The 20,656-nt window shown below is 65.0% G+C and carries 15 protein-coding genes; 11 read left to right on the forward strand and 4 right to left on the reverse strand.

The genetic code is table 11. The annotated features are described in order from the left end of the window. Positions 1-286: 286 nt before the first annotated feature. The 7 genes from AO268_RS26425 to AO268_RS26455 all read left to right on the forward strand — a co-directional run bounded on the left by AO268_RS26425 (position 287) and on the right by AO268_RS26455 (position 7,876). Positions 287-1,246: an AAA family ATPase gene (locus AO268_RS26425; protein WP_003218556.1), complete on the forward strand. Its 960-nt coding sequence runs from the start codon at positions 287-289 to the stop codon at positions 1,244-1,246. Positions 1,247-1,251: 5 nt separating this feature from the next. Further along, the gene (locus AO268_RS26430; RefSeq protein WP_099170323.1) at positions 1,252-2,184 is read left to right on the forward strand and encodes a DUF58 domain-containing protein; all 933 of its coding nucleotides are present in this window, start codon (positions 1,252-1,254) and stop codon (positions 2,182-2,184) included. Further along, positions 2,181-2,675: a DUF4381 domain-containing protein gene (locus tag AO268_RS26435; protein WP_099170324.1), complete on the forward strand. Its 495-nt coding sequence runs from the start codon at positions 2,181-2,183 to the stop codon at positions 2,673-2,675. Before AO268_RS26430 ends, AO268_RS26435 begins: the two co-directional genes overlap by 4 nt. After that, positions 2,668-3,756: a vWA domain-containing protein gene (locus AO268_RS26440; RefSeq protein WP_099170325.1), complete on the forward strand. Its 1,089-nt coding sequence runs from the start codon at positions 2,668-2,670 to the stop codon at positions 3,754-3,756. Before AO268_RS26435 ends, AO268_RS26440 begins: the two co-directional genes overlap by 8 nt. Beyond that, positions 3,753-5,489, forward strand: a complete 1,737-nt coding sequence (locus AO268_RS26445) for a vWA domain-containing protein (RefSeq protein WP_099170326.1) — start codon at positions 3,753-3,755, stop codon at positions 5,487-5,489. The genes AO268_RS26440 and AO268_RS26445 overlap by 4 nt, the downstream gene beginning before the upstream one ends. After that, entirely contained in the window at positions 5,486-7,126 is a 1,641-nt protein-coding gene (locus AO268_RS26450; RefSeq protein WP_099170327.1) for a BatD family protein, read from the forward strand. Before AO268_RS26445 ends, AO268_RS26450 begins: the two co-directional genes overlap by 4 nt. Positions 7,127-7,576: 450 nt before the next feature. After that, a complete protein-coding gene (locus tag AO268_RS26455; RefSeq protein ID WP_176561417.1) occupies positions 7,577-7,876 on the forward strand; it encodes a DUF6124 family protein in 300 nt (99 codons plus the stop codon). Positions 7,877-7,966: 90 nt separating this feature from the next. On the opposite strand, the gene AO268_RS26460 is transcribed toward AO268_RS26455, so the two are convergent. Beyond that, positions 7,967-8,182: a hypothetical protein gene (locus tag AO268_RS26460; RefSeq protein WP_099170328.1), complete on the reverse strand. Its 216-nt coding sequence runs from the start codon at positions 8,180-8,182 to the stop codon at positions 7,967-7,969. Positions 8,183-8,334: 152 nt separating this feature from the next. Here AO268_RS26460 and AO268_RS26465 point away from each other — a divergent pair, with 152 nt between their 5' ends. From AO268_RS26465 to AO268_RS26475, 3 genes are read left to right on the forward strand one after another with little or no spacing between them, the layout of a single operon-like run. Next, positions 8,335-9,576, forward strand: a complete 1,242-nt coding sequence (locus AO268_RS26465; protein WP_099170329.1) for an exonuclease SbcCD subunit D C-terminal domain-containing protein — start codon at positions 8,335-8,337, stop codon at positions 9,574-9,576. Continuing rightward, a complete protein-coding gene (locus tag AO268_RS26470; protein ID WP_099170330.1) occupies positions 9,573-13,211 on the forward strand; it encodes an AAA family ATPase in 3,639 nt (1,212 codons plus the stop codon). The genes AO268_RS26465 and AO268_RS26470 overlap by 4 nt, the downstream gene beginning before the upstream one ends. Further along, positions 13,208-13,816 carry a glutathione S-transferase gene (locus AO268_RS26475; RefSeq protein WP_099170331.1) on the forward strand — a complete coding sequence of 203 codons (609 nt, stop codon included), beginning with the start codon at positions 13,208-13,210 and terminating at the stop codon, positions 13,814-13,816. Before AO268_RS26470 ends, AO268_RS26475 begins: the two co-directional genes overlap by 4 nt. Positions 13,817-13,837: 21 nt before the next feature. On the opposite strand, the gene AO268_RS26480 is transcribed toward AO268_RS26475, so the two are convergent. From AO268_RS26480 to AO268_RS26490, 3 genes are all read right to left on the reverse strand, one after another. Further along, positions 13,838-14,017, reverse strand: coding sequence for a hypothetical protein (locus tag AO268_RS26480; protein WP_099170332.1), 180 nt, complete (start codon positions 14,015-14,017; stop codon positions 13,838-13,840). A 155-nt stretch (positions 14,018-14,172) separates the two neighbouring features. Beyond that, on the reverse strand, positions 14,173-15,348 hold the full coding sequence (locus AO268_RS26485; protein ID WP_099170333.1) for a lactonase family protein: 1,176 nt from the start codon (positions 15,346-15,348) through the stop codon (positions 14,173-14,175). Continuing rightward, a complete protein-coding gene (locus AO268_RS26490) occupies positions 15,335-15,625 on the reverse strand; it encodes a DUF5629 family protein (RefSeq protein ID WP_099170340.1) in 291 nt (96 codons plus the stop codon). The genes AO268_RS26485 and AO268_RS26490 overlap by 14 nt, the downstream gene beginning before the upstream one ends. Positions 15,626-15,765: 140 nt before the next feature. Here AO268_RS26490 and AO268_RS26495 point away from each other — a divergent pair, with 140 nt between their 5' ends. Next, on the forward strand, positions 15,766-20,619 hold the full coding sequence (locus tag AO268_RS26495) for a hypothetical protein (RefSeq protein WP_099170334.1): 4,854 nt from the start codon (positions 15,766-15,768) through the stop codon (positions 20,617-20,619). The last annotated feature ends 37 nt before the right edge of the window (positions 20,620-20,656 follow it).

Here is a 20,656-nt window from a genome sequence, read left to right on the forward strand (position 1 = left end):
TTGCCTGCATGCGGATACTGCTTATCAGACTGAATGCCATGCTGCGTGACGGCACCGAATGGAGGTGACGAATGGCATGTTGAAGACAGTTGCTCCCACCTGTGGGAGCCGGGCTGAACGCGATGGGGCCCTCATCGACGCCAAAAACCTCAGCCCTTTCCTACAAGCCGCAAAAAAATACCCCCCGGTTCGTTAGTCGCCAGCCCCTCCAATGCATTAAAGTAAGCGCCCCAGGCCTTGGCGTTTTTCACAATCCCCAGGCTCATCTTTCCAGGAACCGTCATCGATGGAACATCGTGAAGCGCTGCTCGCGCTGCGAACCTTTCTTTCTACGCAGATTCTCGGCCAGGAAAAACTCATTGAGCGCCTGCTCATTGCCCTGCTCGCCGATGGTCATATGCTGGTAGAAGGCGCTCCCGGCCTGGCCAAGACCAAGGCCATCAAGGAGCTTGCCGAAGGGATCGAAGCACAGTTCCATCGTATCCAGTTCACCCCCGACCTGTTGCCCGCCGACATCACCGGCACCGAGATCTATCGCCCGGAAACCGGCAGCTTCGTGTTCCAGCAAGGGCCGATCTTCCACAACCTGGTGCTGGCCGACGAAATCAACCGCGCCCCGGCCAAGGTGCAGTCGGCCCTGCTCGAAGCCATGGCCGAGCGCCAGGTCAGTGTCGGGCGTAGCACCTACGAGCTGTCGCCGCTGTTCCTGGTCATGGCCACGCAGAACCCCATCGAGCAGGAAGGCACCTATCCCCTGCCCGAAGCCCAGCTCGACCGCTTCCTGATGCACGTCAAGATCGGCTTCCCCGATGCCGCCGTAGAGCGGCGCATCCTGCAACAGGCCCGGGGCGAAGCCCTCAACGGCGAGACCAAGCCCGAGCGGCGGGTCAGCCAGCAGGCGATTTTCGCCGCGCGCAAGGAAATCCTCGGCCTGTACATGGCCGATGCCGTGGAGGAATACCTGGTGCAACTGGTCATGGCCACGCGCACGCCAGCCAAATTCGACCCGGAAATGGCCGAGTGGATTGCCTATGGCGCCAGCCCCCGGGGCTCGATTGCCCTCGACCGCTGCGCCCGGGCCCATGCCTGGCTGGCCGGGCGCGACTTTGTCAGCCCGGAAGATATCCAGGCGGTGCTGTTCGACGTCTTGCGCCACCGCATCATCCTGTCCTTTGAAGCCGAAGCGGCCGGCATCGACCAGGACCGCGTGGTGCAACGCATTCTCGACGTCGTAGCCGTCGCTTGATCCCCATGAATGCCGGCGACGGGATCCGTGTCAGCCTCAGCGAATTGATCGAGATGCGCCATCGCGTGCGCGAAGTGCAGCTGTTTTCCACGCCCAGCCAACGCAGCCCGTTGATCGGCCTGCACCACTCCAAGCTGCGCGGGCGTGGCGTGGATTTCGACCAGGTGCGGGTGTACCAGGCCGGCGACGATGTGCGCACCATCGACTGGCGCGTCACCGCCCGCACCCAGGAGCCCCACACCAAGCTGTTCCATGAAGAGCGGGAGCGGCCGATCTTTATCATGGTGGAGCAAAGCTGCCGGCTGTTTTTCGGCTCCGGGCTGATGTTCAAGTCGGTCCTCGCCGCCCAGGCCGCGAGCCTGATCGGCTGGGCCGCGCTGGGCCACAATGACCGGGTCGGCGGGTTGGTGTTCGGTGACAACGAGCACTACGAAATCAAACCCCGGCGCAGCAAGCAAAGCCTGCTGCAACTGCTCAACCGCCTGGTGCGGGTCAACCAGAGCCTCAACACCGAGAGCCGCCCCGAAGCCGATGCCCTGGGCATGGCCCTGCGCCGTGGCCGCGAAGTGCTGCGCCCGGGGAGCCTGGTGATTGTGATCTGCGATGAACGCGCCCTGACTGACGGCGCCGAGCAGCAACTGAGCCTGTTGTCGCGCCATTGCGACCTGTTGCTGCTGCCAGTCTCAGACCCGCTGGACCACGCCCTGCCCGCCGCCGGGCTGCTGCGGTTTGCCGAGCGCGGCGCGCAGTTGGAAATCGACACCTTGAACTTCGAGCTGCGCCAGGCCTACAAGGCCCAGGCCGAAGCGCGCAGTGCCCGCTGGGAATTGCTCGCGCAAAAACTGCGGGTACTGCTGATGCCATTGAGCACCCAGAGCGAAATGGTCGAGCAACTGCGTGAATACCTCAACCCGCAACGCCCGGTGAAAAAGCCATGAACCGCCTGGACTCGTTGCAACCGCTGATCGCCCCGCCGGCCATTGGCTTCTGGCCGCCGGCGCCGGGTTGGTGGCTGTTGCTGGCACTGATCCCCCTGGCGGGCTGGGGCCTGTGGTGGCTGCGGCGTTTCCTGCCAGCCAGGCGCCCTCTGGCGCGGGCCGAACAACCCCTGGACCCGCTACGCATCGCCGCCCTCGCAGAACTGGCACTGATGCCCAAACCCTACGACGGCGCCCCGGCCGGCGCCTGGCTGCAGCAGCTCAACGGCCTGCTCAAGCGCCTGTGCCGCAACGACTACCCCTACAGCCAGAGCCACACCCTCAACGGGCGCAAATGGCTGGCCTTTCTCGACAACCGCTGCCCGGCGGCCGGCCTCACGCGCTGGATGGTCCTGGTGGAAGGCGCCTACAAGCCCGAATGCAAACTCGACGACAAGGCCATCGCCGGCCTGACGCAAGCGGTCGACACCTGGATTCGCAAACATGTTTGAGTTCGCCTGGCCGTGGGTCTTTGCCCTGTTGCCCTTGCCGTGGGTGATGCGCCTGATCCTGCCGGTGGCCGACAGCGGCGAGCCGGCCCTGAAAGTCAGCTTTTTGGGCGACCTCGAAGGCCTGGCCCGGCGCCGTGCGCGCATCAACCTGCCAGGCTGGCGCCAACAAGCGCCGTTCGTGGTGCTGTGGCTGTTGCTGCTGAGCGCCGCCGCCCGCCCGGAATGGCTCGGCGAGCCGCTGCCGATTGCCGCCAGCGGCCGCGACCTGCTGGTGGCGGTGGACGTGTCGGGTTCCATGGACTTCCCCGATATGCAATGGCAGGACGAAGACGTCAGCCGCCTGAGCCTGGTCAAGCACCTGTTGGGCGACTTTCTCGAAAGCCGCGAGGGTGACCGCGTCGGCCTGATCCTGTTTGGCAGCCAGGCCTATCTGCAAGCACCGCTGACCTTCGACCGGCGCACCGTGCGCACCTGGCTGGATGAGGCGCGCATCGGCATCGCCGGGAAAAACACCGCGATTGGCGACGCCATCGGCCTGGCCCTCAAGCGCCTGCGCCAACGCCCGGCACACAGCCGGGTGCTGATCCTGGTCACCGACGGCGCCAACAATGGCGGCGAAATCGACCCGCTGACCGCCGCCCGCCTGGCCGCCGCAGAAGGCGTGAAGATCTACCCCATCGGCATTGGCGCCAACCCCGAACAGACCGGTAGCCTGGGCATGCTCGGCCTCAATCCCAGCCTCGATCTGGATGAGCCGGCGCTCAAGGCCATCGCCGAGGCTACCGGCGGGCAGTATTTCCGCGCCCATGACGGTGCCGAGCTGCAAGCGATCAAGCAAACCCTCGACCAGTTGGAACCGGTGGCGCAACAGCCGACCCAGGCCCGCCCGGCCCAGGCGCTGTATAGCGGGCCGCTGGCCTTGGCGCTGTTGCTCAGCCTGCTGCTGGTGATCCAGGAACGCTGGCCGGACAAAGCCCTGCAACGGCTGCTCAATAAACTCTCGACCCAGGGCCATTTCCTGCAACAGCACCCGCAATGGCGCCAACGCCTGAAACGCCTGCGCTTGCGGAGGCGTCGATGATCGCTTTATGGCCGCACTGGTTACGCCCCTGGTGGCTGTTGCTGCTGCCCGTGCTCGGCTGGTTGCTGTGGCAACTGTGGCATCGGCAAAAACGCGCCGGGCGCTGGCAGATGCTCCTGCCGCCGGCCTTCCACGCCGCCCTGCTCAGAGGCGGCAATGGTCGGGAAAGCAAATCGCCATGGCTGCTGCTGGGCCTGGCCTGGCTGCTGGCGCTGCTGGCCTTGCTCGGCCCCGGCTGGCAACGGGTCGAGCAGATCAGCCAGAAACCCGCCGACCCGCTGGTGGTGCTGCTGGAACTGACCCCCGAGATGCTCGCCACCGACAGCCCGCCCAACCGCCTGGAGCAGGCACGGCGCAAGCTGGTGGACCTGCTGCAGGCACGCAGCGATGCGCAGACCGCCATCGTCGTGTATGCCGGCAGCGCCCACACACTGGTGCCGCTGTCCGACGACCTGGCCACCAGCCGCAACCTGCTGGAAGCCCTGCGCCCGTCGATCATGCCCGAGGCCGGCCATCGCGCTGACCTGGCGGTGGAAAAAGCCCTGGGCCTGCTCAAGCACGGCGGCCTGGGCCAGGGCCGCCTATTGTTGATTGGCTCGTCGCTGTCCAAGCAGGAGCGCCAGGGCATTCGCCTGCTGCTGCAAGGCCAGGCGCCGAGCCTGTCGATCCTCGGCATCGGTAGCCGTGAAGGCACGCCGGTGACCCAGGAAAGCGGCGAGTTCCTCAAGGACGAACAAGGCGCGATCCTGATCCCACGCCTGGACAGCCCGACCCTCAAGGCCTTCGCCAGCGAAATGGGCGGCCGCTATCGCCAGGTGCGCCTGGACGACAAGGACCTGCGCAGCCTGGGCCTGCTGGACGGCCCGCAAACCCTGCGCGACGACGGCCAGCGCCTGCAACTGGACACCTGGGCCGACCAGGGCTACTGGCTCTTGCTGCCCCTGCTGCTGCTCGCCGCCTGCGCCGGGCGCCGTGGCTGGCTGTTCTGCCTGCCGCTGCTACTGCTGGCGGCGCCGCAACCGAGCTACGCGTTCAGCTTTGATGACCTGTGGCTGCGCCCCGACCAACAGGGCCAGTACCTGCTCAAGCACAAACGCCCGGCCGAAGCCGCCGAACACTTTGAAAACCCGCAGTGGCAAGGAGTGGCCCTGTATGAAGCAGGCAACTACGCCGAAGCGGCGCGGCGCTTTGCCCAGGGCAGTGATGCCTATGCCCACTACAATCGGGGCAATGCCCTGGCCCGCGCCGGCGAGCTGGAAGCCGCAATAGATGCCTATGAACAGGCCCTGGAAGCCCAGCCAGACTTGCAACCGGCCCTGAAAAACAAAGCCCTTGTCGAAAGCCTCTTGCTCGAAGAGCCAGAGCCCGAGCCGCCAGCGCCGGCAAAAAACGAGGATGACGAATCCACCCAACCCGGCCAGACTGCGCAACCAGGCGATAACAGCCAGCAGGCCAACGGTGGCGAGCAATCGCCCCAGGGCGCGGGCCAGGCAAGTACGGCGGAGAAACCCACCGGCCCCCAGCCAGCTGCGGGCAACAACGAAGTACCCGGCAGCGAACTGGGCGACGAACAGACCACCACGCCGCCCTTGCGCCCAACCAATGCCAACCTCGACGAGGAGCACCGCCAGGCCCTGGAACAATGGCTGCGACAGATCCCGGACAACCCCGGCGAGTTGTTGCGACGCAAATTCTGGTACGAACAGCAACAACATCAGGACAAGACTCGATGAACCGCTGCACCCCACTTTTCTTATGGCTAGCGCTGTGGGCCGGTCACGCCCAGGCGGCCGACCTGGCCGCCAGTATCGACCGCAGCCGTGTCAATTCCGGGGAAACGGTGGAGCTGACCATCGAGTCCAACGACGTCACCCAGTTCGGCAAGCCGGACCTGTCGCCCCTGGCCCCGCTGTTCGATATACGCGGCACCCGCCAGATCAACCAGCTCACGACCCTCGATGGCAGCAACCACGCCACGACTCGCTGGATCATCACCCTGCAACCCAAGACCCGCGGCAACGTGCTGATCCCGCCACTGCAACTGGGCGCGCTCACCACCCAGCCCATCAGCCTGCAAGTGGTGCAAACCCAGGGCCAGGACAGCGACAACCAGCTGGAGCCGGTATTCATCGAAGCCAGCCTCGACCAGGACAGTGTGTACGTGCAGGCCCAGGCCCTGCTGACCGTGCGCATCTACCATTCGGTGGCGCTGTATGACGACAGCAGCCTGACGCCCTTGCAGTTGCCTGACGCCCGGGTCGAGCCTGTGGGCGATTCACGCACCTACGAAAAAGTCATCAACGGCGTGCGCCATGGCGTGATCGAAATGCGCTACGGGATCTACCCACAACACAGCGGGCAACTGCTGATCCCCGCGCAAATATTCAGCGCCACTCTGGTCGACCCACGCCCGGCCCAGGGCACCGCGCCCCAGGCCCCCAGGCCCGGCAAGCTGCTGCATGTCAATTCCACCGAGATCCCCCTGACGGTCAAGCCCAAGCCCGCCCTGTATCCCGCGGACGCCCCTTGGCTGCCGGCGCGCAGCCTGAGCCTGGGCGAAAGCTGGAACCCGGAACCTGCGAACGTGCAGGTCGGCGACTCCCTGACCCGCATCCTCACCCTCAAGGCCGAAGGCCTGGCCAGCGCCCAGTTGCCCGCGCTGCCAAGTACCGAAATCGCCGGCCTGCGGCGCTACCCCGACCAGCCGGTGTTGAGCAACCAGAACAGCGAACGCGGGGTGATCGGCAGCCGCGAAGACCGCGAAGCCCTGGTGCCCAACCGCGCCGGCGCCCTGGAATTGCCTGCCGTGGAAGTGGTGTGGTGGAACACTCACGAAGACCACCTGGAACGCACCAGCCTGCCGGCCCGCACCCTGCAGGTGGCGGTCAACCCGAGCCTGGTGGTGGACACCCCGGCCACCCCCACCGTGATCACCGCGCCGGACGATGGCCGCCTGTGGATCTGGCAGCTCACCAGCCTGCTCCTGGCCTGCACCACCCTGCTCGGCTTCGGCCTGTGGTGGCGCGCCCGCTCACGCCCGGCGATCCAGCGCGCCGCCCAGACCGGCCCCAGCCCGCGAACCCTGCTCGACGACCTCAAGCGCGCGAGCCAGGCCAATGACCCCCAGGCCACACGCCAGGCATTGGATGCGTGGGCACGCCAGCAACCGGAAACCCTGGCAGACATGGCGGCGCGTTTTGTACCACTGTCCGATGCGCTGGACGGGTTGAACGGCGCGCTCTACAGCGAAAGCGGCCAGTATTGGCAGGGCGAAGAGCTGTGGCGGGCGGTCAAGGCCATTCCCATGGCCGAACGCGAGCAGACCCCGGTGGCCGACAGCACCAGCCTGCCGCCGCTGTATCCCAAGTAACCGTAACCTCCTTGAGATAACACTGGCCTAGATGTGGGAGGGGGCTTGCTCCCGATAGCGTCGTGTCAGTCAGCTTAGCTATCACTGATCCGCCGCCATCGGGAGCAAGCCCCCTCCCACATTTGACCTGCGCTGTCTGACATGCATTGTTAAAGGCCAGCAATCCATATCCCTTTAATTTGCAGGACGTTTCCTAGACAATCCTTCGGCCTTGCGCCTGCCCAGTCCACTGGCTAGCCTTCGCTCCGTCGCTGCATATCAGCGATCGGGTGTGAGAACCTGTGAACCAGTAGGCGCCAACTGCACCATGCTCTATGGCGGCTGTGTGCGGGCAGACTTCGGTCTGGCCGGAGTCCTACTGTCCGGTATTCTCACCCTGCACATAGCTGCCACCTTTTTGTCGAGTGAGACCGACATCGGGATGGCTCCCTTTTCAGTAGGAGCTTATGCATGAACAAAATCGTCCCCGACCCACCCCGCTTTACCCCCGACCACGAAATCTTCGACCGCGCCCTGGGCCACTACCTGCAACCCGCCTCGCCCCCGTCCTTCACCGTGCATCAAGACCTCAGTTTTGAAGACGCCCTTGCCCAAATCAGCGACCTGCTGCGCTGCGCAGCCGCCACTGCAGCCGGCACCACCCAGGGGCTGACCGGCAATCAACGGCACATGGCAGGCGCCACCGAACACTTGATAGACCAGGCCAGCATTCTGGCCGAGCGTGCGCTGGACTGTCTCAAACCGCAGTGACCCCCGATAACACGGGAAGCCTGAAGGAACGCGGCGGGCTTGCGTTTTTCGCGAGCAAGCCCGTTCCTACAGGGTGCGCCGGTATTGGCTTTACTGGTCGGGAGCCGGCCCGGTAAATGTGTGCTTCGAGTGCGCGCCAAGCGCAGAGACTTCAACATCCAGCGCTATCTGCTTGTCCGAACTCGCGTTCCTGGCCTCCTCGGCTGGCGCCTGGGCTTCGGTTTTTGCTCTCGGCCTGTTTTCAGGCACCACAGGGATGGGGTTAGTGAAAAGATGGTGAAGACCGCCGGGAAAATTCAAACTCATACGTAACACTCCGTGTATACAGCCCATAGATACCCCCACAACGGGGGCCCCTTATTCAGTGGTGCCTGGCCACGCTTGGTTCCATTCCCCGGCGCCAGGCCGGCATTTACAGGTAAACTCCCCTCCTTTCTCTATTCCCCACGGAGTTCGCCTTGCGTCTGTTTCACACCTCCGACTGGCACCTGGGCCAAAACCTCCACGGCCAGGAACGCGACTTCGAGCACGCTTGTTTCCTCGACTGGCTGCTGAGCCAGCTCAAGCAGCACAGCCCCGATGTGCTGCTGATCGCTGGCGATATCTTCGATACGGTCAACCCGCCGCTCAGGGCCCAGGAGCGTTTGTATGACTTCATCATCAACGCCCATGAACAAAACCCCGACCTGACCATTGTGATGATCGCCGGCAACCACGACTCCGGCTCGCGCATTGAGCTGCCGGCGCCATTGATGCGGCGTTTGCGCACCCATGCCCTGGGCCGGGTGCTGTGGCTCGATGACGGGCAACTGGATGTGGAGCGCTTGCTGATTGCCCTGCCGGACAAAACCGGCGCCGTGGCGGGCTGGTGCCTGGCGCTGCCGTTCCTGCGCCCGGCGGAAGTCACCGGTGCGCTGCTAGGTGACGATTACCTCAAGGGCATCGGCCAGGTGCATGAGCGCCTGATCGCCGCGGCCAATGCCAAGCGCCAGCCGGGCCAGGCGCTGGTTGCCATCAGCCACGCACATATGGCCGGCGGCTCGGTCTCGGAAGACTCCGAGCGCAGCCTGATCATCGGCAATGCCGAGGCGCTGCCGGCCAGTCTGTTCGATGCCAGTGTCAGCTATGTCGCCCTCGGCCATTTGCACAAGCCGCAGCGGGTCAATGGCGAGGAGCGCCTCCGTTATTGCGGCTCGCCGATCCCGCTGTCGTTCTCCGAAATCAGCTATCAACACCAGATCCTCGACGTGCAGCTGGAGGGGGCAACCCTGGTCAGCGTCGAATCGCGCCTGATCCCCCGCGCCGTGCACCTGCAACGCCTGGACGCCGCGCCCCTGGCCGAGATCCTCCAGCAACTGGCGCAGCTGCCCGACGTCGACCTGCTGGCCGACACCCAGCGCCAGCCGTGGCTGGAGGTGCGGGTGCGCCTCGACGAACCCCAGCCGGACCTGCGCCAGCAAGTGGAAAACGCCCTGCTGGGCAAGGCCGTGCGCCTGGTGCGCATTGCCGCCGAGTACGCCGGCAGCGGCGCGCGCCAGGAGCACGGCGAAGAGCCGTTGATCGAACTCGACCAGCTCACGCCCCAGGAACTGTTCAGCCGCGCCTGGCAGGAAAGCTATGGCAGTGACGTGGACGAACAGACCCTCAAGGATTTCGCCGTGCTGCTCCACGACGTGCAACACGAGGAGCAACTGCCATGAAGATCCTCGCCATCCGCCTGAAAAACCTTGCGTCCCTGGCCGGGCCATTCGAGATCGACTTTACCGCCGAGCCCCTGGCCAGCGCCGGTCTGTTTGCGATCACCGGGCCCACCGGCGCCGGCAAAAGCACCTTGCTCGATGCCTTGTGCCTGGCGCTGTTTGGCGCCGTGCCACGCCTGGGCGATACCGGCCAGGCAAAAATGCCCGATGCCGATACCGATATTTCCATCGGCGACCCGCGCACCCTGATCCGCCGCGGCACCGGCGGCGGGTATGCCGAGGTGGACTTTATCGGCGTCAGCGGCCGGCGCTACCGTGCGCGCTGGGAAGCCAACCGCGCCCGCGACAAGGCCAGCGGCAAGCTGCAGAACAGTCGGCAAAGCCTGATCGACCTGGACAGCGAGCAACTGCTGGCCAGCCAGAAGACCGAATACAAGACGCAACTGGAGCTGGCCCTGGGCTTGAACTTTGAACAGTTCACCCGTGCGGTGCTGCTGGCGCAAAGTGAGTTCAGCGCCTTTCTCAAGGCCAACGATAACGAGCGCAGCGAACTGCTGGAAAAGCTCACCGACACCGCGCTCTACACCCAGTTGGGCCAACGGGCATTCATCAAGGCCCGGGAGGCCAAGGAAGCCCACAGGCTGCTGCAAGAGCAGGCCAGCGGCGTCACGCCGTTGCCAGCCGAGGCCCGCGCCGAGCTGGATCAACAATTGAGCACGGCCCAGCAGCAACTCAAGACCCAGCAGGCACAGCTCAAGCAACTGGAACTGCAACACACCTGGCTCAAGGAACTGCGCGAGTGGCAGGAACGCCAACACAGTGCAGTCGAGCAATTGCAACAGGCCGAGCAGGCGTGGCACGCCCAGGGCCCGCAACGCCTGGATTTGAGCCGCCTGGAGCAACTGGCGCCGCAGCGCCATCAGTTTGCGCGGCATCGCGAACTGACCGGCCAGTTGCAACCCCTGGCCGCGCAGATCCGCCAGCACCTTGAGCAGCAAACCGCCCTGCACGCACGCCAGGAGCAACTGCAACAGCAGCAAGCCAGCGCACACAACGCCTTGGCCGCCGCCCTGCAACAGCAGACCGAGGCGGTGCCGTTGCTGCGCCAGGCCTTTGAGGAGCAAAGCACCCTCGCCCGCCTGACCCGCGAGCGGGCCCACAGCAGTGAGCAGCAACAACTGGGGCAAGCCGCCTGCACTGAAGGCCAGGCGGCGCTGGATACCTTGCACACCCAGCAGCAACAGGTTGCCAGCCGCCTGCAACAACTGGCGGCGCAACTGGAACGCAGCGCCACCCTCGCGCCCTTGAGCGACGCCTGGAACGCCTACCGCGACCGCCTGCAACAACTGATGCTGATCGGCAATCGCCTGAACAAGGGCCAGGCCGAACTGCCGCAACTGGAAGAACGCGCCAACCACGCCGGCGAGCAATGGACCCAGCAACGCACGGCCCTGGAGCTGCTGTATCAGGAAGCTGGCGCCGAGCCCCATGCGGTGGCCGAGCAGATCCAGTTGCTCGACAGCCTGCTCAAGGACAATCGCAAGCAGCAACGGGCCTTCGAGGACCTGACGCGACTGTGGGACAGCCAGCAGCAATTGGACCTACAGCAACAGGAGCTGGCCCAAAAGCAGGCCAGCGCCCAGCAACAGCGCGAGCAACTGAACCAGACCGGCCTGCACGCCAAGGCCGAGCTGACCGTGGCCGAGCAGACCCTGAGCGTGACCAAGCAGTTACTGGAACGCCAGCGCCTGGCGCGCAGCGCCAGTGTCGAGGAGCTGCGTGGGCAATTGCAGGATGAGCAGCCCTGCCCGGTGTGCGGCAGCGTCGAGCATCCGTATCACCAGCCCGAAGCCCTGCTACACAGCCTCACCCGCCACGATGAAAATGAAGAAGCCCATGCGCAGCAGGCGGTCGACACCCTCAAGGAAAAACTCACCGAACTGCGCGGTGAAGTCGGCGGTTTGATCGCCCAGCAAAAAGAATTCCTGCAACAGCAGGAGCAATTGGCAACCCAACTCCAGGCCCTGACGCCCAGCCTCGAAGCCCACCCCTTGAGCGCCGCGCTGTTCAACCAGGACCGCACCAAACGCAGCGCCTGGCTGGCGCAGCAACTGGGCCAGCTCAACCAGAGCATCACCCAGGACGAACAGCGCCAGGGCGCCCTGCTCAACCTGCAACAAAATGCCGGGCGCCTGCAGCAACAGTTGCAAGCCGCCCAGGACGCCAGCCAACAGGCGCGCCAACAGCTGATCGACCAACAACGGGAACTGGCCAGCGACCGCGAGCGCCTGGACGAAGAACTGGCGGCCTTCGCCAGCCTGCTCCCGGCCGAGACCCTGGAAGGCCTGCGCACGCAGCCGGCCGCCACCTTTATGCAACTGGACCAGCAGATCAGCCAGCGCCTGGAGCAGCTTGGCCAACAGAACGATGAACTGGCCGAGCAGCAACAGCGCCAGCAAGCCATCGAAAAAGAACAGGACCGCCAGCAGCATCGCCAGCAACAGTTGGCCGTGCTGCACCAGCAATTGGCCGACCTGACCACCCAGCAACAGGCCGCCCAAGAAAAACTCGGGGCCCTGCTGGGCGGGCACAGCAGCGCCGAGCACTGGCAGCAGCAGCTCGACCAGGCCGTGGAACAGGCGCGCCACAGCGAGGCCCAGGCCAATCAACAGTTGCAGGACACCCGCAACCAACTGGTCCAACTGGCGGCCGACCTCATGGCCCGCCAGGAACGCCAGCAAGCCCTGGACAGCGAATTGCAGACGCTGCACAACCGCATCAGCGAGTGGCGCGCCCAGCATCCGCAACTGGACGACAGCGGCCTGGCGCATCTGCTGGCCTTCGACGAGGCAGGGGTCGGCGAACTGCGCCAGCAGGTGCAGCACAGCGAAAAAGCCATCGAACAGGCCAAGGTCCTGCTGCAAGAACGCGAGCAGCGCCTCAAGGAGCACCAGGCCCTGCACAACGGCAACCTCGACGCCGAACAGCTGGACAGCGCCCTGGCCGATCTCAACCTGCAACTGCACAGCGGCGAAACCCACTGCGCCGAACTGCGGGCGCGCCAAGCCGAAGACCAGCGGCGCCAGGACGCCAACCAGAGCCTGGCGCTCACCACCGCCAAGGCCTATGAGGAGTGGCAGCGCTGGGCGCGGCTCGATGCGCTGATCGGCTCAGCCACCGGCGACAAGTTCCGCAAGTTCGCCCAGGCCTACAACCTCGACCTGCTGGTGCACCACGCCAACGTGCAACTGCGCCAACTGGTGCGCCGCTACCGCCTCAAGCGCGGCGGCAGCATGCTCGGCCTGCTGGTGCTGGACACGGAAATGGGCGATGAACTGCGCTCGGTGCATTCGCTGTCCGGCGGCGAGACGTTCCTGGTCTCCCTGGCACTGGCCCTGGGGCTGGCGTCGATGGCCTCCAGCACGTTGAAGATCGAGTCGCTGTTTATCGATGAAGGCTTCGGCAGCCTGGACCCCGAATCCCTGCAACTGGCGATGGATGCCCTCGACGGCTTGCAGGCCCAGGGGCGCAAGGTGGCGGTGATTTCCCATGTGCAGGAAATGCACGAGCGGATACCGGTGCAGATCCAGGTCAGGCGCCAGGGCAATGGGTTGAGCACCCTGGAGGTTAAATGAGCGAAGCCGTGTTGTATTCGTTTCGTCGCTGCCCCTACGCCATGCGTGCGCGCATGGCCCTGCGCTATTGCGCGGTGGCGGTGCAGGTGGTCGAGGTCAGCCTCAAGGCCAAGCCGGCGCAGATGTTGGCGCTGTCGCCCAAGGGCACGGTGCCGGTGTTGAGTGTGGGCGGCCAGGTGCTCGACGAAAGCCTGGCGATCATGCGCTGGGCATTGGCACAACATGATCCCGACGATTGGCTGCTCAAGGCTGATCCGGCGGCGCAGGAGCTGATGGCAGCGTTGATTACCGAGAATGACCAAGCCTTCAAGGAGCATTTGAATCGCTACAAATACGCCGAGCGCTACCCGCAGCAACCGATGGAACACTATCGGGCCGAGGGTGAGGTGTTTTTGCGCAAGCTGGAAGGATTGCTGACACAGCGCGACTGCCTGCTGGCCGATCACCTGAGCCTGGCGGATGTGGCACTGGCGCCGTTTGTGCGCCAGTTTGCCCATGTGGACCGGGAATGGTTTGCAACGACACCTTATGTGCATTTACAGCAGTGGCTGGAGCGTTTTTTGGCGTCGCCGCTGTTTGTCCAATCCATGGCCAAAACTCCGTAGCCACGGTGCAGCCTTGGCGTGTCAGCCTTGGGTCTTGTGATCCAGGGCGGCATAGAAGTTGGCGCTCTGTTGCAGGTATTTCTGGGTGTAGGCGCTGGTGCTGGATTTTTTGCTGTTGATCTCCACGCTGGCGCTGGCAGGCAAGGCCACGGTGGCGGAAACAGCGGAAGCGGCGATGATCGAGAACAGATTAAAGTTCATGGCGGTAACCCTTGTGTTCAGTTGGCTGGATGGCCTGTGAAGGCCTTGGAGCAAACTTACGCCTGGGTTCCGGTTGGCTGAAATGCTTTGAAACAGTAGCCGTTATCACTGGGATTAATACAAGGAGTCAGGCCCCGCATGGCGGGGCCTGTGGCTTATTGACGCACCAGAAACTTGAGGTCGCTGGGGGCATCAATCGGCAGTTTTTGTACGGTTTTGCCCAGTTGGCCGGTCTGGGTGTCGCGCTCGATCACCACAATCTGGTTGCTCTTCTGGTTGGCGATCAGCAGGAACTTGCCACTCGGGTCGAGGCTGAACTCACGGGGATGATCGCCCTCCACCGCCCGCCGCTGGACTTCCTTCAATTGCGCGGTGGCCGGGTCGATGGCAAACACCACGATCTGGTTGGCGGTGCCGCGGTTGCTGACGTAGAGGAACCTGCCGTCACTGGAAGCATGCAGCGCGGCGCCGGCCTTGTCCGACAGCGGTTGCCCGGCGGCAAAGTCCACCCGTTGGCGCTCGGTCAGCTTGCCGTCCTGGTAGTCATACACCGCCACCTGCGCGCTCATCTCGGTGGTCAGCCAGGCATGCTTGCCGTCCGCACTGAACAGCAGGTGGCGCGGGCCGCTGCCCGGCGGCAACTGTACGAAGGCCGGATTGGCCGGGGTCAGCGGTCGTTCGGGGTTGGCCTTGGGGTCGTAGCGGTAGGCAAAAATCCGGTCCGCCCCCAGGTCCTGTACGAACACGTACTGGCCATCGGGCGACGAGACCACCGAATGCACGTGGTTGGACGCCTGGCGCTCGGGGTTGACCCGGCTGGCCGGGTGCGCGCTCAGTTGCACCGGCGGCGATAGCTTGCCCGCCCCATCCACCGGCAGGACGGCCAGGCTGCCGCCCGGATCTTCCAGCACCGAATAGTTGGCGACAAACAGGTAACGCCCATCGGCGGCCAGGCTGGAATGGGTGGGTTCGTTGCCCAGGCTCTGCACCTGGTTGACCAGGGTCAGTTGCTGGTTGGCCGGGTCAATGCGGTAGCTGCTGACGCGCCCCACCGGGTCTGGTTGGCCGGGGCCGTTTTCATTGACCACGAACAGCTGTTGCTGGTCCTGGGACAGGGTCAGCCAGGACGGGTTCTGCGCCTTGGCCGCCAGCACGGGCGCGCCGCTGAACTGGCCGGTACGGCTGTCGAACTGCAGGCGGTAGATACCTTCGCTGGTGCCGGCGGTGTAGCTGCCCACCAGCAGGGCAAAGGTCTCGAGCGGCGCGGCCTGGGCCGACATCGCGCCGACACTGCCGGCCATCAGCAGGGGCCAGAATTTACGCATCAGCATGTTCGTCGTCCTCGTCTTCGTTGCTGCCAGTGATGGCGCTCAGGCACACCAGGCGGTGCTCGCCCGAGTCAGCGCTGAGGGTCCAGCTTTGCAGGGTGTCATCGAACGTTGCCGCCTGCACTTGCGCCGCGCTGAATGTCCAGCGCTTCTGGGCCCGTCCGTCCATGCAGACAATCGACAGCTGTTGATCGGCAAAGGTGAACTCAAAGGCATGCAGCCCATCGATTACGAGCATGTCGCTGGTGGCAAGTTCAGTAGACAGGGTGGCAACAGTCATCAGGATCATTCATCAGTGGAAAAACGTTGATGATAGGCCAAACCGTGGTCGCCGTCGTGTCGCGATAACGGGCTACCACACCGTGCCAGCCGCGCCTTGCCATTCTGCAAACGAACCCATCTTGCAGAACGGAATCGCTTATGCCCGACACTTTATCCGCCGCGCCGCCTGGCCCCGTGCTTTTCACCCACCACAGCAACACCCCGGCCCTGGCGGTCGCCCAGCAGTTCGCCGATCGCCCGACCTTGCGTCAGGTGGTCGAACAGCACCTGCAGGAACGCCTGCTGGAACAATTCCCGGCGCTGGTCCTGGACCTGTCCACCGTCAAGCTGGCGACCCCCAACCACCGGCGCGGCTGGGACCTCAGGCGCCTGGGCGATGTGGTCCTCGACCACCTGGGCAATGGCACGCCCCTGAACCTGACCCAGGTCATCGACGAACGCCGCTGCTTTCTCTCCCAGCGGCCGCCCTCACGCCTGACCTATGAGGCCAATGGCCCGCGCGAACCAGACATGGCGGTCATCGAACGGTTGATCGTGGACCTGCCCTTTACCCTGCCGATCGCTTTCCAGCAGGCCCTGACGAACTACTGGAACCTCAGCGCAGACACCCACACCAGCCGCTGGCAATGGCTCGGCGACCTGTTGGCCGACAACCTGAAAAGCACCGCAAGCCTGCTGCCGGCCGGTCCAACCCAGGACATGCTGTTTGACCTGACCCGCCAACCTGACCGGCGCGAGCGCCTGGCCGGGCCCGCAGGCTTGCTGTACGCCTACTGTCTGGAGGCCTGCGTCGTCGGCCCGGGCAGCGATACTCGCCTGTTGAGCAGCGACCTGCTGTTAGTACAAGGCCCCCGGATCCTGCTGTGCCAGGCCTCGGGCAATGTTGAGCCTTATGACTCATTGGAGGCCTTCACCCAGGCCTGGGGCCAACGCCTGGCCAGCCGCTTGCAGATCGACAAAGTGGTGGTCAAGCGCTACGAACCCGATGGCAACCTCTTCGATACCCAGGCCGCCCTGCTGCTCAACCAGCAACTGAACGACCTCGAAGCCATCCAGCTGCCGGCCGCCGGGGGCATACGCGCCCTGGAGCAGCAGTTCGCCGAGGCCAGCGACCCGTCGCCCCTCTTGCGCGCCGCCCCCGCGCCAGACCCGACGCACCAGCCCGCCCTCCAGGCGGCGTTGCCGCCCTGGCTGCAGGCGGCCAGCGCCGAACAGCGCTTTGCCTATCGCCAAGAGCTGCTGGAACAGGCACGCCTGCAACGCAAAACCGCAGGTGCGTCCTTTCTGGACGGCGTCGAGAACCTGCCGGCCTTTACCACCCGCACCCTGCGCGAGCAGATGCGCCGTGACCACCCCGAGTCCAGCGTGGAGCCGGACAACCTGGAACTGACCTTCCATGTCCCGGTGGGTGACATACACAGTGGCTACCTGGCCCCGGTGCGCATGAGCCTGACGGCACTGGCCATCAACAACCTGGCTGCGGCGCCACAGGGCCGCCTGACCCTGCGAGACACATCGGGGGCGGCCGTCCCGAACTGGCTGACCGAGGACTACATACTCGGGGAAAAAGGCCTGTTCCATAGCACCCCCGGGCTGATCCGCCAGGTGGACATCGGCCAGCACTATCCGCAAAAAATCCGCGAGCTGCTGCTGGGGGACAGCCCCGAGGTACGCCGGCGCGAGGTGCTGTTCGGCGAGGAACTGGCCGTGCAACTGCCACGCCAGGCCCTGGAGTTGGCCATTGCCGGGCAACAGGGGTTCACCTTCCTCGGTTATCGCTACGTCAAGGCCGTGCTGCGCAGCAGCGCGCCGCAGCGGGTGGTGGAGGCCCAGGACATCGTGATCCGCCCGCTGGCCTTCGCCCGCAAGCCCGGGGCGTTGCCGGATATCGTCAACAATATGTTTATCATCGAGCCCCGGGATATCGACACCGGGCCAACGATTCTCTACCGCCCGCTGTACCAGGACGCGTTGCAGCAATTCAGCCAGCGCGCGGCCCTGTTCGAGGCCATCGCCGCGCCCGGGGCCTTGCAAGACAGCGTGCTGGCCTGGATGTCGGACAAGGCCCGGCCGATCTACAGCCACGGCGGTTTCCACAGCCCGCATATCCTGCGTTTCGGCCAGGGCGACGACACCGTGCAGTGGCCCGCGCCGCCCCCGGCACAGTTGGCGCAGGACACCAACGGCGGGCAAATCCCCGGGTCCCTGGCCCAGTCCCTGGCCACCGGCAACCTGACCCAGTACCTGTACGGCAGCAATGCCCGGGCACTGGTGGACCTGGCCGACCGCGACGCGGTGTCCAATACCGAAAGTCGCTGGGCGGTGTTGCTCGAAGGGGGTTGGCTGCTGTTCAACGCCTTGCTGTTGCCACTGCTGCGCGGGCCGGCGATGGTGGCGGGTTGGATGGTGCAACTGGCGGTGAGCCTCCAGCGCGACATGGCGGCCCTGCAAGGCGAGGGTGACGCCGCCCGGGAGTTGGCCTGGGTCGATGTGCTGCTCAATCTCGGCCTGATCCTGTTGCATGTGGCCTCCCGCCCTCCTGAATGGCTGGCGCACGGCAGCGAGCCGGCCTTGCCGCGGACCCTCGCGGCGCTACGCCGCCCGCCGGGCGCGACCCCGCCGGCCATCCCGATCGAGCTGGGCCCGGTGGGCCTGCCCGCCGAACCGCCAGCCGGCGACCAGACCCTGGTGGATTTTGTCCACTCCAACGCGCGCGACAGCAGCCGCCGCCACCTGCTCGATGCCCTGCGCGAGCTGCATGTGCCCTGGCCGGTGCCGGCCCCGTTGCCCCTGGAGACCGGGGGTTTCAAAGGGTTGTACCGCATCGGGCCACAGTGGCACGCCTCGGTGGCCGGCCTGCTGTTTCGAGTGCAGGTAGTGCCCGAACTGGGCGAAGTATCGTTGATTCATCCACAAAAACCGCAACACCCAGGATTCGCGCTTACGCGTAATGCCCAAGGCCAATGGATCCTGGACCTGGGCCTGAAACTGCGGGGTGGCGGGCCGAAAAACCGGCTCAAGGTCAAGCTCGCGCAAATCGACCAGAAACGCACCCAGGCCTCGGATGAGATCAATCGCATCAGTGACGAGGTCAGCGCCCTGATCAAACGCCTGCAACCCATCGACCAGGTGCTGGATGCCGCCCGACTGAAGTTCGAGCACGCCCACAATGCCCTGGGCGAGGCCCGCAACCACTTGCGCAGAGCCCCTGACGACCCGGCGCGGGTGGCCGAACACCGCAACAGCGTGGCCCAACGCTCCCGGGCCAGGGCCGGGTTCCAGGCGTTTCAGGAGCGCTTTGACCAGGTCGCCGCCCAGTTGCTACAGCAACGTCGCCAACTGATCGAGGCCTATGGGCAGATGAAGGCCGTGGACAGCCGCTTCGACTATGAGGGGCAGTGCGTGGAGCAATACCAGTCGATGCTGGCCACCGATGAGATACGCGTCAGCCAACTGGCTTCCCTGTACCTGGCAACCTTTGTTTCCGAGCAAGGCGAATCGCTGATCGAACTGCAAGGCACGGCGCACGATGCGGCGGCGGTGCACTATGTCAAAGACCTGCTGGAGACCAATTTTGCGGTTTCCGAGCATCACGCCCAGGCAATGATTGCCATCGAGAACACCCTGGAAGAGATGGCCGCGCGCTTGAAGACCGGCCCGGCCCAGCGCCTGAACTACCTCAATGGCCACCCCAAGCGCCGGTTCTACAACCGCCTCAATGCCACCCTCGAATCCCTGGATGTGCTGACCGAGTTGAGCATTGACCAGACGGTTGCGGCCACCACTCCCCAGGAACACTATTTCCTGGCCCGCCATGACCACTTGCAATCCTCGTTGTCGTCCCTGGAAGACTCGCACCTGGACCTGCTGACCACCGAGGGGTTCACCACCACCGAGCGCAAGGAGGTGCTGACCAACCTGATCCGGCACTACAACCGGCGCCTGCAGATTTATCAGAGCTTGCTGGAGCTCGACTCGCCCCTGGCCCACCCACGGTATATGCCGCTGTTGATCGAGCGGTTGTACACCGTGCGTGACAGCGCCGAGGCTGATCTGGCTGCGCTGTTGCGTGAAGATGAGTTCCTCCCGCCCCCACCGGGCGCCTTCAAGCCGGTACGGGCACCGTCAAGGACCAAACGCGTGTTCAAGTCACGGGACAAGGGGGCCCTGGTGGGCGATCTGGAGCCGGCCCAACGCGACCAGCCCTTCCCCACCATCGTGACCCGCAACCCCATCACCCAGCAGATCAGTGGGCGTTTCATGGAGCACCCCCAGGAAGGCTGGGTGGAGATTATCGAGGCCAAGCCCACCCCACCCGCCGAGCCCGCCCAGGTGCCGGCGCTGGCGACCTTGCGCAGCCAGGCGCAACGGCTGCTGGAGGAAGTGCCGGCGATCGAGCGCTCCATCGAGTTCCAGAAAAAGAAACTCAGCGACCCTTCGCGCCGCGACGAACTCAACCCCCAGGACTGGCACGACATGCTCGCGCACCAGGCCGAACGCCTGGAAACGGTGGCGGCCGGGCTGGCCCAGCACCATGCAGACAAGCCCGATATGCTCCAGACCATAGAACGCCTGCGCCTGCGGGCCGGCGAGCTGCGCGCACAAGGCACACAACACTGCATCGAGGGCTACAAGGCCCAACGCCCGCGCCAGGAGAATATCGAATTCCTGCGCGCCCACGCCGCGATCGATATCGGCCTGGTCCACGGCCCGCAACGCACGGCGGCCAAGGACTACGTGTCGGAGTTCGCCGTGCGCGAGAAGAACCGCCTCACGGTGCTGTGGTATGCCCACTTTCACTACCCCCAGGCCGACAGCCTGCCAGGCGCCTACACCGCCGCGCACCTCAAGCGCCCCGAACAGCGGTTTGTCACCCTCAGGGACTTGATCGCCGAGGCCGGGGCCGACAGCCGCAGCATCGTGCGCGACCTGTACCACCCGATCACCGCGCCGCTGGATCAACGCCTGTTCCTGAGTCTGTTGCCCGCCTAGCACCTGGACATAAATGGCATCACCCGCCCATAAAAGG

The sequence above is a fragment of the Pseudomonas sp. ICMP 8385 genome, from assembly GCF_002699915.1.
In the GTDB taxonomy this organism is placed as follows: domain Bacteria; phylum Pseudomonadota; class Gammaproteobacteria; order Pseudomonadales; family Pseudomonadaceae; genus Aquipseudomonas; species Aquipseudomonas gessardii.